The 13,384-nt window shown below is 48.5% G+C and carries 11 protein-coding genes and 1 riboswitch; all 11 genes read right to left on the bottom strand.

What is annotated here, in order from left to right; genetic code table 11:
* Positions 1-189: 189 nt before the first annotated feature.
* Positions 190-1,047, bottom strand: a complete 858-nt coding sequence (locus MKY98_RS04935) for a MetQ/NlpA family ABC transporter substrate-binding protein (protein WP_029517585.1) — start codon at positions 1,045-1,047, stop codon at positions 190-192.
* A 202-nt stretch (positions 1,048-1,249) separates the two neighbouring features.
* Positions 1,250-1,921, bottom strand: coding sequence for a methionine ABC transporter permease (locus MKY98_RS04930; RefSeq protein ID WP_013308947.1), 672 nt, complete (start codon positions 1,919-1,921; stop codon positions 1,250-1,252).
* Positions 1,914-2,639: a methionine ABC transporter ATP-binding protein gene (locus tag MKY98_RS04925; protein WP_069012919.1), complete on the bottom strand. Its 726-nt coding sequence runs from the start codon at positions 2,637-2,639 to the stop codon at positions 1,914-1,916. The genes MKY98_RS04930 and MKY98_RS04925 overlap by 8 nt, the downstream gene beginning before the upstream one ends.
* Before the next feature lie 139 nt (positions 2,640-2,778).
* On the bottom strand, positions 2,779-3,570 hold the full coding sequence (locus tag MKY98_RS04920; protein ID WP_069012918.1) for an energy-coupling factor transporter transmembrane component T family protein: 792 nt from the start codon (positions 3,568-3,570) through the stop codon (positions 2,779-2,781).
* Positions 3,545-4,996 carry an ABC transporter ATP-binding protein gene (locus tag MKY98_RS04915; protein WP_069012917.1) on the bottom strand — a complete coding sequence of 484 codons (1,452 nt, stop codon included), beginning with the start codon at positions 4,994-4,996 and terminating at the stop codon, positions 3,545-3,547. The genes MKY98_RS04920 and MKY98_RS04915 overlap by 26 nt, the downstream gene beginning before the upstream one ends.
* Complete coding sequence (locus MKY98_RS04910; protein WP_029517589.1) at positions 4,996-5,592, bottom strand: ECF transporter S component; 597 nt, start codon at positions 5,590-5,592, stop codon at positions 4,996-4,998. The genes MKY98_RS04915 and MKY98_RS04910 overlap by 1 nt, the downstream gene beginning before the upstream one ends.
* A gap of 251 nt (positions 5,593-5,843) precedes the next feature.
* Positions 5,844-5,953: riboswitch (TPP riboswitch) on the bottom strand.
* A 43-nt stretch (positions 5,954-5,996) separates the two neighbouring features.
* Positions 5,997-6,794, bottom strand: coding sequence for a TatD family hydrolase (locus tag MKY98_RS04905; protein ID WP_029517590.1), 798 nt, complete (start codon positions 6,792-6,794; stop codon positions 5,997-5,999).
* A gap of 20 nt (positions 6,795-6,814) precedes the next feature.
* Positions 6,815-9,424, bottom strand: coding sequence for a polynucleotide kinase-phosphatase (locus MKY98_RS04900; RefSeq protein WP_029517591.1), 2,610 nt, complete (start codon positions 9,422-9,424; stop codon positions 6,815-6,817).
* Positions 9,421-10,872 (bottom strand): 3' terminal RNA ribose 2'-O-methyltransferase Hen1, encoded by a 1,452-nt coding sequence (locus MKY98_RS04895; protein ID WP_069012916.1) that lies wholly within the window; start codon positions 10,870-10,872, stop codon positions 9,421-9,423. Before MKY98_RS04895 ends, MKY98_RS04900 begins: the two co-directional genes overlap by 4 nt.
* Before the next feature lie 21 nt (positions 10,873-10,893).
* Positions 10,894-11,712: a nucleotidyltransferase domain-containing protein gene (locus tag MKY98_RS04890; RefSeq protein WP_069012915.1), complete on the bottom strand. Its 819-nt coding sequence runs from the start codon at positions 11,710-11,712 to the stop codon at positions 10,894-10,896.
* Between the two features lie 19 nt (positions 11,713-11,731).
* Positions 11,732-13,300 (bottom strand): limonene hydroxylase, encoded by a 1,569-nt coding sequence (locus MKY98_RS04885; RefSeq protein ID WP_069012914.1) that lies wholly within the window; start codon positions 13,298-13,300, stop codon positions 11,732-11,734.
* Positions 13,301-13,384 lie beyond the last annotated feature (84 nt).

Raw genomic sequence — 13,384 nt, 5'->3', positions numbered from 1 at the left:
AATTCATAATGCTGTAATACACTAAAATCTTAAAAAATAAGACTTTGTACCCTGATTTCGATGAAATTTATCCATATTAAGGATGAAAAAGAAAAAAACCTGCACAAGGGAGACCATCTGCTCTTCACAGACTTCACTCCATTATACAGGTCAAATATCATCATAAATAATGTTTCAATACTTATTTAATTAAAATGCTGGAACAACGCTATCCTTGTAATTGTCCTCAAAAAATTTACGCACTTCCGGTCCGGTCATTCGCTTTGCCAGCTTTTGAATGGCATCGGAATCTGCATTATCCTTACGCGCTACCAGATTAATGGCAAAGTGCGTATCGTCTTTTTCGGTAATCAGCGCGTCCTTCTTGGGTGTCAGACCGAGCGGCTTGGCATATGCGGGATACATGGCAGCCATGTCCACATCATCCAGTGAGCGCGCCAGCATCAACAAATCCACTTCTTTAAACACAAACTTTTTCTTATTCTCAATAATATCAGCCTGTGTAGCATTATAGCCTACGCCTTCTTTAAGCTTGATCAAACCGTTTTGCTCCATCATTACCAAAGAACGTCCTGTATTGGCCGGGTCATTGGCAATGGCAATAGTCGCACCTTCGGGCAGGTCTTTAACGTTCTTGTATTTTTTGGAGTACGCACCATAAATGGCGTTGTAAATTGGTTTTATCGCTACCAAATCAGACTTGTTGCTTTCATTATATTGTTGCATAAAAGGAGCATGCTGAAAGAAGTTAGCATCCACTTCATGGCTTGCCAATGCGTTGTTCGGTTGGATATTGTCTGAAAGCACGACGATTTCCAGATTGACTCCGTCCTGTTTAAGCAGCGGCTTCACGATATCCAGCACATCTGTCATCGGTGGGATGAGCGTCGCTATTTTCAGGGTCACTTCTTTTTGGGAAGTCGCTTCTTTGGACTGTGTTTCTTGTGCAGCCTGCTTTTGACCACCGCATCCGGCAACCAGTAGCATAACGACAGCAAATAGTGTAAGTAATTTCAAGTTCGTTTTCATGTTGTTTTTCCGACTCATTCGATGTGGAACCTCCAAAATTAGTTGTGATCGGGAAGATAAAAATGAGTTACAGCATAGCCGCTTCGCGTGCAGATTGTTCTTCCGATCGCTGACGCTTCTCCAGAACAATTCTGCCCGCTCCGCTTTGGAGGCACTGTAAAGTCATTTTTATTTCCCATAGTGGGCGGTGCAAGTGTTAATGAAGAGATTCATAAACCATTTACCGCTTGTCGATCCGGCGGGATATGGTGCTTCCAGTGAACTGGATCGTTTGTACGAAAATAATCATGACGACGATGGTGAACGCCATCAAGCCTGTTTCAAAACGCTGGTAACCGTAGCGGATGGCAAAATCGCCTACCCCGCCACCGCCCACAATGCCCATCACCGTGGAGTAGGAGATGAAGCTAATGGTGGACGTGGTCAAACCCAGTACAAGCCCAGAACGAGCTTCCACGTACAGAAATTTGAAGATAAGCTGAAGAGTGGATGCCCCCATAGAAGTAGCGGCTTCAATTACACCCTTCGGCACCTCAAGCAATGATTGCTCCACCAGCCTCGAATAATAGGCGATGGCCACCACTGACAAGGGAACCGTAGCAGCCATCGTACCCAGCGCCGTCCCTACGACCAGACGTGTAAATGGAATCATAAACACGACGAGCAGCAAAAACGGGAACGAGCGAATGACATTGACCACACTGTTCAATAGGGTGAACAGCAGTCGATTTTCATATTTTTGCCCTTTGCCGCACAAATACAAAATCGTTCCTGCCGGAAGCCCTAACAGTACAGCTGCTGCGATGGAAATCCCTACCATGATAAACGTCTCTCCGATGGCTTTCCATATCTCAGACTGATATTGCGCAATGATGCTCAGCATTTCATTCATCAGCTTCACCTGCTTTCGCTGTTGAACCTACCGCAGCGTCAGCTACACGTTGCGTGGAAAGCAGCTGTCCATCCCGCATTTCTGATACATGGGTACAAATGTTGCGTACCACGTCCATATCGTGCGTTACAATTACAATGGTAACTCCCAGTTCACGGTTGATCTCCCGTAACACGCCCAGAATATCCGCGGTCGTCTGCGGATCAAGCGCCGAGGTCGGCTCATCACACAGCAGCACCGCAGGTCGATTCGCCAGCGCTCTGGCTATCGCTACACGTTGCTTTTGGCCTCCGCTCAATTGTGCCGGATACTGTTCTGCTTTATCAGCTAAACCGACGAATTGCAGGCATTCGCGCACACGTTCTGCTCTCTCTTTTTTCGCGACACCTGACAGCTCCAACGGCATTGCTACATTTCCACTGACCGTCCGATTGTGAACAAGATGATAATGCTGGAAAATCATCCCTATGGATCGCCGCGCTTCACGGAGACGTTTTTCCGGCATGCGAGTCAGATCTTCCCCGTTCACAACCACGTTTCCCTCATCCGGCCTTTCCAATACATTCATCAACCGGAGCAAGGTAGACTTACCGGCACCGCTGGCACCTATAATACCGTGGATTTCCCCCTCCTCCACTTGAAGGGACACGGATTGAACCGCATGAAATTGGCCGCTTGAGGTGGTATAATGCTTGTTTACCTGATGCAGCGTAATCATGAAACCTGGCCTCCTGATGATCCATTTCTCAGGGAAAATGTAATAAGCCCGCCAGCCCAGGCGGGTCTGTACGAGCCGTCAATTCCCATTGCATTAATATACCACAGAGCAGAAAACGGGCAAAGCCTTTTGACAACAATTAACGTACATCCCACACCCCTACATAAGGAAAGCAAATCCCAAGTCCCCAAGCCAGCGTAAGCATGACGACAAAATAGAATATGAATACAATATCTATAGCCGAATAGCCGATCGGATAATAATACGTTCGCTTGGTTTCATTGGTAAAACCCTTGGCTTCCATAGCAATAGCAATGCGCTGAGCACGCCGAATACTTTGAGCGAGTAGCGGAATCGCATACCTGCGAAGCGTGGCATACATATTCCATTTGGACACATGCTGATGTAAACCTCGAATACGGTGGGCTTGTCTCAATGCCTGGAATTCCTCCACCATCATAGGCATCAACCGCATGGCTGCCAAAAAGCTGTATGCATACTTCGGAGGGAGCTTCCATTGCTGCATCAGTGAATAAAAAAGGTCCACCGGACGAGTCGTTAAGCCAAACAGCAACCCCACCGCAGCCATACTCAGCGCACGAAAGCCCAGATGCATGCCCCGATAAAAACTTTCCTGTGTAATATGGATCAGGCCCCATGTCCACCAGGTCGTCATCCCTTTACCAAACATCATCATGCCTGTTGAGGTTGAAATAAACACCAATATAAAGGGAGAACCATACAGCAGCAGCCACTTCCATGGATGGCCTGACCAGATAAGCAGCAGCAGCATAGCACACGCAACATTAAACATGACATTCGGATCATGGATGACTATAACGACCACAAACAGTATGGAAAACATCACGAGCTTTAGACCCGGATTCACGCGATGCAGCCATGTTTTATGATGGGGAAAGGACAGGTTCATACTGTAGTTCCCCTTTCTGAATCCGCCATATATCGGTACAATATCGACGGACAATTTCCGGGTCATGCGTGACCATCACAATGGCTGTGCCTGCCGTTCTCAGCTGCTCCAACATATCCAGCATGACAAAGGTATTACGCGCATCCTGCCCAAAAGTCGGTTCATCCAGCAGCAGCACTTCCGGCTCACGGATCATAGCCGTAGCAATACTCAACCGCCTTTTTTGACCCAACGAAAGCTGATACGGATGACGCTCGTCCAGCTGCTCCAGTCCGAACTGTACGAGCATCCGATTCACCCGCTCCCGGCACTGTTCAGCACTAAACAAGCTCTTGGGTAACGAATACTCTAGTTCCTTTCGTACGGTGTGTGCTACGAATTGCAGCTCGGGATTTTGAAACGCGAACCCGATACGCTCTGCCAGTTGTTCCGTACTGCCTACCTCAATTCCGCACACGCTATAACGCCCCTGTGTTCGAAGTAAGCGCATCATGGAGAGCAGCAACGAGCTTTTGCCAGCCCCGTTTTCACCAACCACGCCAATCCAGTCGCCAGGCTTCACCTGCGCATGCTCCACGTAAATCACTGAACTTAAACCGCGGAGGCCGCTAAAATGTTCCAACTCCAGCACATCAGTCCCCGCACCATTCTGTTGCGTCACTGCTTCACTCCAACGTGGCGAAGACGATTCATTCCATACTCCCGGATACCACACGCCGTACTCGGACAATGCCTGCCGGTGCACATGAAATACTTCTTCGGCCCTTCCATCTGCAATGATCTCCCCTTGAGCAGAAAGCACCACAATCCGATCCACATCATGGACAATTTCATTAATTTTATGCTCCACAATCACCAGTGTCTGGTCTACCGAAATGTTGCGAATGGTATCCCACACCTGTGTAGTGCCTTCCTCGTCCAACAAAGCCGTGGGCTCATCCAGAAAAAGCACTTCTGGCTCCATAGCCAGCACAGACGCAATCGCCAGCCGCTGCTTCATTCCCTGTGACATGCTGCCAATGGGCATATGTATATCATCCGTCGATAGACCCACCTGTATCAGCAGCTCGCGAATACGGGATCGCATCTGCTCCCGGGGAACCTGATTATTTTCCAACACAAAAGCCAGTTCCTCATCTGCATATGACATACAGAACTGCGTATCAGGATCTTGAAATACAATACCTGAGACACTTGGGATTACAGCAGCATCGCATTTCATAGGCACTTCTATCGTGCGTGGAATCAGACCGCTTAACACTTGGAGCAGTGTTGATTTACCGCATCCACTCGGTCCCAGTAGCAGCAGCTTTTCCCCCTTGCGGACAGACAAAGACATATTGTGAAAAAGCAGCTCTTGCTCACCGGGGAATTTCAACCGTAGCCGGGTGATCGAAGCCACCACATCTTCGGTTGCCCGGCTCATCAATCCAGCCCCTTATAATCTTGTTCCGTTGCAGGCCTCAAACTTCGCGTGACTCCGGTTACCTCCAATGCCTTAGCCAGATAGAACGCGAATACCCCGGCAATCACAATACTGCCAATCATCCGAAATCCAATATACAAAACATAGTTCCAAGTCGATAGCTGATCAATATACCCGTAGCTGAAGTCTAAAATCAGAGAAGTGACAGCCGCCCCAGCCGCAGCTAGCGAAGCAACCCACAGGTTTGCGTTCCGATACAGAAAAGCCGCAAAAAACAGCTCCGCTCCCAAGCCTTGCAGCAGGCCATAGTACAAGGTGGACATACCCCATTCGCTTCCCAAAAAAGCACTGACCGTTGCCGCTGCCACCTCTGCCAAAATCGCAACACCCGGCTTGCGAATGATGAGATAAGCAAACGTACCTGCCATAAACCACATGCCATACATCAGTTGCTCGGCGTGTAGACCCAATGGTTTCATCAAATCATAGGCAGGTCCCCATATTTTGTAGATCAACCCGAACACAACAGCGATCACAATCGTGACCAAAATATCCGTCAGTTTCAACCCTTTGGACGCTCTTACAGCAGTATTCATTATTGCGTGCTCCCCTTTTTCCTTATAGTTGGCCTCTTGGCCATGAAAAAAAGCTTGTCTGGAGCTGAATCTCCAGGCAAGCTTTATGCGCAGTAAAAGGTGAAGCACCATACAAAACATCATTCGTCGATATGCCTTATATAACCAGTAGTCTAAACTACTACACTGATACCCAGCCAAGTCAGGATCAAGGTAAAATGCTAGGACATACATTGAATCTATCGACAACCGCAAAAAAAAAGCGGCATTCCTGTATAGTGTTCTTGGTTTCTCTACGCTGGCATTACCCAGATCAGATTTCACGGTCAGTGGCAAGGGCCACCCTCTCAGCCTGACTTTCTCAAGCTCCCGACAATGCTTTTTAATTCACTATAATATATACCACATCTATGGCTTTGACAATCCTATAATCCGAAGAAACGTTTAGCCGTTTCCGTCGTCGCGATTTCGATCTCCATCATGCTTCGACCTGTACATTCGGCTATCGTAGCAGCAATGTGAGCGAGATACATGGGCTCATTACGCCCTTCTTTAGGCTTCACAGGCAAATTACGCGGGGTCAAAAATGGAGCATCCGTTTCAATCATCAGACGGTCCAAGGGAATATCTCTGACCAGTTCACGCAGATGCTTCCCCCGCCGTTCGTCGCAAATCCAGCCGGTGATTCCGATATACAGTCCCATTTCTACATACGTACGCAATTCCTGTTCCGTGCCGGTAAAACAATGCACTACCGCTTTATCGACAAGCCCTTGATACTCCCGAAGCATAGCGACAAAGTCCTCATGTGCATCTCGTTCATGCAGAAATAACGGCATTTTCAGCTCACCCGCCAGTTGGATTTGCTCGCCAAACCATCGGCGCTGCACATCACGTGGCGAAAAATCACGGTTATAGTCCAATCCGCATTCCCCTATGGATACGACCTGCGGCTGACCCGCCAACTGGCGGAGCTGCTGAATCGTGTCTGCACTGCAGTCTTTGGCATCATGGGGATGCACGCCAGCTGTCGCATACAGCTTGCCCGGATAACGCGCTGCATACTGAGAAGCTTCCCGACTGCTGCGGACACTGGTCCCGGTAATAATCAGCGGTGAAATCCCTACAGCCGCGGCTCTCTCTACCACCTGTTCCCGATCTGCATGAAACGAACGATGCATCAAGTTCACACCAATATCAATTAACGGTGTACCCCTTTCCATCTCAATCCCTCCCTCGCAAACTACAATCTTGGATCAATCGGCTCTGATTCCAGAGATAGTGCGGCAAGGACGCATTCATGAATACGATCTACCGTATCCTTGCGGACAAAACGTTCCACGCCTTCCATACCAAGCGCTCCTTCCATCAGGGCATGACGCTCCTTTTTGTTCGTTCGACGCTGCTTCAGACGCTTTAAATTCTCAGGGGCAAGATAATCCATACCGTAAATGATGTGCAAATACTTCCGGCCTCTCACCTTGATTGCAGGCTGAATCATCTTGTCCCGATTTTTCATCAAAAAGCGTTCCGGCTTGATCACAATCCCCTCATGACCATCCTCTGTCATCTCGTTCCACCAACGAATGACCTCTTCCTCGCTTGCTTCGTCCGTGATCACGCGATACTCTGTCTCCATAAACAGGGAAGACAGCCCAGCCAGCTCCCGGTTTTGCTCCATATGCCAAATATGAGAATGGTCAAAAAAAGTCTTTCCGCTGTGTGCCAGCGTATGAAACGGTGCGATACGAATCTCATCCAGACCGTCCACATCCCAGCAATATTTTTGAAAAGCCTCTTGAAACGTCACGGCATTCGCGTACTTCTGTTCCATTTCCTCCAACCAGTCTCCAACCTCTCGGCCCGCAACCTTCGCCTGCTTCAGCTTGTCTACCAGCTTACTGCGATCCAGCAGAGCTGCTTCACCCACATGCGCATACTGTGCAGCAATCAATTCCCGAGCCTTGAGATTCCACGGTACAATTTCCGCATCCAGCAACACAAAATCCGTCTGGTTCCGTTCAAAATATCCGGCAGTCCGTAGATCCACATTCAGCTTTTCCAGCACTTGCTTCCCAAGGCTTTGTTCAAAGAAAGCTCTCCCGCTCCGACTGTAGATCGTGCCCAATGTCGGGTAGCCTACATACTCGACAGCGGCCTGTTCGTTTTTGAATAATAGCAAAATAGCCCGGCTACCCATATGTTTTTTCTCGGCCACCATCGTTTGTACCCCTTGCCCGCGATAATAAGCCAGCGCTTCACGCGGATGCTCCAGATAACCTTCCTCTGCAGACACCGCTGGAGCAGGACTCATGGTCGGTGGAATATACACCAGTTCCTCTATCGGTACTGTCACATGTGACACGGCATCTATAGCGGTTTTGACCGATTCTCCTTGAACGCGCACTTCGCCATACGATTCCGTCAGTACACTGTAACCAGCGATGAGCTTGCGTAAATTCGGCGGGGAAAACCGTTTTCTCTGCCACCGGACAAGTGGGCTATCGGGATCATTCGCATAATTCTCATGTGCCGGAACGCTGACAAATTCCTTTTCCGGAAAACGATAAGCGGTTAGCATACCGCCAAATACCACACCCTGATCAATATTCACCGTCTGATTCACAAGGGTAGGCTGCGGTCTAGGATCATGTCCCCATACTACTATTTCTCCCGATTCATGGTCTACGAACCAATCTTTGCGGATTGGTTTTCCGTCTGCATCCTGTCCTTCCGTATCTCCATAACGGCAATAATCAGAAATACGTGCCGACTGTTTGCCGATAAAATGATCCTTAATCCCCGCATGAGCCACGACCACGTGTCGCAATCCATTCCTGCCAAAAATAAGATGTGAGGGTGCATGTAGCAGAAAGTCCCTTAACTCGCTTCTAAGCTGTTCCGCCGCTGCCTTGCCCGCTTTTTGTTCATACTGGGCCAGTTCCTCTGCAAATCGTTCATCCCCATGACTGAGAGTCACCTTTCTTCCATCAAGGTAACGGCCGATTTTCCAGCCATGATTGCTGTCAATCATATACGCTAGTCCAGCATCCACGTGCTTTTTCCAGAACTGCACCGCTTGTAACGATTTGGGGCCACGGCTCATCACATCCCCGACAGATACCAGTCTTCTGCCATCTGGATGATGGTATAGTCCTTCCGTATCTTCCGTATATCCTAGCCGCTCTATCACTTCCAGCATCTCACGGTAGCACCCATGGATATCACCAATGATGTCAATACCTGAGCCAATCTCATGAAACAGTGGCTGCGCACGGCGAACAAAATTCATTTCTTCTATATCCTTAAGGATATAGCAAGCGTTAAAGCCTTCCTCACGGATCCCACGCAGGTTCCGCTTTAACAGCTGTGCCTGCTGCTTGACCCGTTGGCGGCCACGCGGATGCTCCCTGCCTAAATCACGTTCCAGCAGCACAGCTTCGGATACATCCAGTACCAAAGCCATTACAGGAACATGCGCCTTGGCTGCCAACTGTACATATTTTTGACGGTCCTCAGCATACAAATGGGTGGCATCCACAACCGTCAGCTTATTCAAGCGACAGCGCATAGCCAGAATCGTATCCATCGCCTCAAACGCCTTGGCTGACATTTGCTGATACTCATAGAACAGTACGTCCGATTCCAGTCTTGGAAGTCCACTCCAGTCTATAAATTCCGTATCTCCGACCAGCTTGCGAAAATGATCCGAGGATACCACTTCTGTCTCCAGCAGAATCCCTTCGCTCACCAGCTTGTCTAATAATGTGGTTTTCCCACTGTTGGAGGCCCCCACCAACACAACCAGTCCAGCATGCGGTAAATGAATCGTACGTTTGGATGAATTGCTCATGCTTCCTTCTGCTCCTTTCTGCGCGTAAATATAGCCATTTGGGTCGGTTGTCCAAAGCCTTCGACCTCTTCTCCGATCCCCTTCAGCGCTACCGAATAAGGAGCTTCCACAATCCACTGCTCACATCGTTCCTGAAACTCGCTTCTACTCCATTCAAAACGGTGATCGCCATGCCGCATCTCTTGCTGATTCATACGATACACTTCATTATATTCACGATTGGGAGTCGTCACGATCAGCACGCCCGGCTGATACTCCGTTACAATCGTCTTCATCACCCGGTTCAGACGATGCTCATCCACATGCTCAATGACCTCACATAGGATCATCACATCTTTTCCCCGCAATTGTTCATCATAATAAAAGAGAGAGCCCATCATGGGTGTAGGACTGATCGCATCGGCATGCCTTTCCAGTTTGTTAAAACGCTCCACGGCTCTCAACTGTGCATACGCAGACGGCTCCACCGCCCAAATCTCTTCAACGCCCGTCATTCGGGCCATCCGAGCCGATAGCTTCCCTTCCCCTGAACCCAAATCTACGATTTTCTGTCTGCGAGGCAGCTTGCGAATTACGTCCATAATAGCTTGATACCGCAGCTCATTTAGCCGTACTGTAGGCTGTTGCTTCCCTTCCTCATGTGGCTGTTCTGGCTGTTGAATCTGTTCGTGCTTATCCTTTTGAGCTTGGACAGTATCCTTTTCAATATATTTTTTAATACCTATTTCATCATAATCTGATTGCTCAAATTGCTCAATCAGATTGGTAAAACGAAGCGTGCGTCGAATGATAAGCTCGCGTAGTGGATGCTCTGGCAACCAGCCCTCACCATAGCGTCTCAGCTTGTCAAACTCTTCTTCACTAATGTAATAGTGCTTATAATTATCTAGCACCGGAATCAACAGCAATAACTGACGCAACGCATGTTGCACCGTCTGATGCCCACTTAGCGTGACATACCTGACGGTGCTTCGATTTTTCAGTTGAAAAGAATAATCCGCTTTCCCTCGTTCTATGACTACTTGATAGCCCAGCGGAGCAAATAGTCCCTCCACCACAGAATCCGGCAAATCTGAAGCAACGGGCCCAAACGATAACTCCAGCGCGAAAGGATGCGTCACCCATCCTGCATACTCTTCTTTGGGTTTGCCGTTCAGTGCCGTACCAAGCGAGCCACGAATATAGGTGCAAAATAAGCTACTGGTTACAAACTCCCGGTCATTAATATATTGTGTAATATCATAGCTATCTGGACTGTTTTTGACCAAATCTATCGAATCTGGCGAAGCCTGAATGACGATTTCTGCCTCTTCCTCGGTAAACACGGTGTACACCATGCGTACACGCGCACCCTTTTCCGTGCGATCATACGTATTGTAGGGATTTTTGGCAAGCAAATGCGAAATCATCCCAGCATTGTTTCCGGTTGCTTTTAGCGTGATGTGCATACTCTACTTCTCCTTCCCAGCTTATACTTCCCATACTTCATTCACCGCAGCGCGGAACATATCATCCAACTGCTGATCCCGTCCGCCCTCCATATGCTGAAGCAACGGCGCCTTCTGTTCAAAGTAAGCAATTTGCTGCTCGATAAAATCATTCACCACCGAAAGCTGTGGCTCCACATCCAGCTCCTCGCCCGCTTTTTTACGATCAAGCAAATGTTCGATCACCTGATAAAGTTCGGTATGTGCCGGAATGAGTTCCTCTAGCAATTCTACGAATTCCATTGGAGGCATGCTGTTGTGACGTTCAATCCAGCTACAGGCCAGCAACGGGCGCAGCACGTAAAAATACTTTTTAATCTTCACCTGTTCTCCCTGCAAATAATCCCGATAATTTCCCCGCGCCATATTCAGATAATGGTACATGCAGGACTTCGGAGAGAAGGTTAACGGCGAGATCGCACGAATCTGATCAGCCACTGCATATTGCTCCAGATAGGAAATCGGAGATTGCAGCCATTCCAGCAAAGGCGGATTGGATTTGCGAAACAATTGGAGCGCCTTTTTTAAATCCCAGCCGTTTATATCCAGCAAATCGCTGATTGGCCGTTCAATCACATCCCGCTTATCAAAAATAGATAAATACCATTCTATGGGTCTTACATAGATAAATCGTACATCATAGTCACTGTCCTGTGAAGGAAACCCCCACGCCCGACTACCTGATTCACAGGCGTATACAATGCGCACCTGCTCCGCTTGCTCCAACGCGCGCAGCTCACGCAAAATCGTCTCACGCATTTCCGGTTGAATGAAACCCTGCCCATGCTTCACATCCGTCATGTTGTTCCCTCCCTTATCATTAAAGTATTTCCCGAATCTGTTCTCTAATCGACTCCTCCGTTTCATCTATCGATAAGCGGCGAAGACGCTCTGTCGTTTCCTCTCCCCACATCTCAGAAGGCCATTCCTTGAGTACATGAAGTGCTGCATGACGATTGGAGATCACCGGACTCCAAAGTCCGGCAGCAACTAGCTCTTGTCCCATTCCTTCGTAAGAAGACAATAGCTGAAGCAAAATACCCAGACATTGATGCGCTTCATACTCCGGTCCAAAGCCCGGCACATCAGCAGGACCAGAAGAAATTTCTTCCAGAGGCAAGTGCTTTTCTGCAAAAGCCACCAGCTTACGAGCCCGCTGTTCATCCTCTGTCTTGATGAGTTCAAAGTATAGATTAGGCTTGACTGGATATTTACTTAATTGATCAAATAGCACGGGCCATACATCTAGTGCTAGCATTCGAGCTACGCGAATGGCGCAGTGGAGATGCGGTGAATCTGCATACTGCAGTTCCTGCTCTACTGGCTTCACCCACTGCGGATCGTCCATCATCTGCTGGCATATTGACGCGTAACGTTTACGTAATTCCGGCGTCCATTCATGCTCATAACGTGCCTCCCATGAATCGTCTTCTTCATCGAGAAAATCCGCAGTATCCATGATGATCGTAAAATGCTTCACAGTCGTACACATGGTCTTAGCATGGCGAAGGTAGTTGCCTATGACCATAGTGGCATGCTCATAATCGTCTATACTTTCCGCAGGTCCGCCTGCTGCCAGCAAAGCCGATAGAATATCACCCGCCCCGTCAAACAACTCCTGATCAATGTGCGGTACAGCGATGGCTGTATGCAGTTCGCCTTTATGAGCACACTCATAAGCAAGATACTCATACATGACATTGTTGCGGAATCCTTCCCTTAATAACCAGTCACGTATTTCCTGCCGCGCAGGCTCCAGCCGTTCTACTACGTGAATACGTCCCCAGCCATGTACCTGTGAGGCTAAATTATACAATTGTTCGTTGGCCTGCTCCGAAATATTACGGATAGCTACAGCTGCATATAGCGTGAATTCATCATGCTTGGCTAGTGTTAAAATAAGTTCGTGGTGCTGATCCGTCTCCAGTAATCCAAGCAGCGCAATACCGACCTTCACCACATTGCGATGTGCTCCGTGTTCAGCCAGCCAACGTGCTTCCTCATACAATCGATCCGGCTGAATTGCTGGATGCTCGCGCACCGCATCTAGCAGCGTATCAATCAGGCTGAGCGCATTTTCCTCCATCAAGCGTACATACGTCTCACGTCTCGTCTTCATCCCTGGCTTGCGGCATTGTCTGGACAACAACTGCGCCAGATCCTTAATTTTGTCAGTCTCTCCATCTCCACCAGCGCCATGATGCCCAAATGCTCCATCCAATCCTCCTGCCACCCAACGCATCGTGTGACCTGCCCAATATTCTTCATCATCTGGTAAATGATCATCCGTAAGCCTGCCCTGAGGGTCCAGTCCCTGCTTAATCGTTTCATAAATCGAAAGCTTACCTACCCATGGATATAACACTTCATTTTTGCGTCGTCCAAACATGTTGCATCACCCTTCTGTTATGTATTGCTTCTTATTTCATCGTGCTATCTTATACTCCTATGATGCTTTATTTTGGAAGTCGTG

This window comes from Paenibacillus sp. FSL M8-0228 (genome assembly GCF_038007385.1).
Lineage (GTDB): Bacteria > Bacillota > Bacilli > Paenibacillales > Paenibacillaceae > Paenibacillus > Paenibacillus polymyxa_D.
Note: the sequence above shows the minus strand (reverse complement) of the source record. Positions and strands in the feature narration are given on the sequence as shown.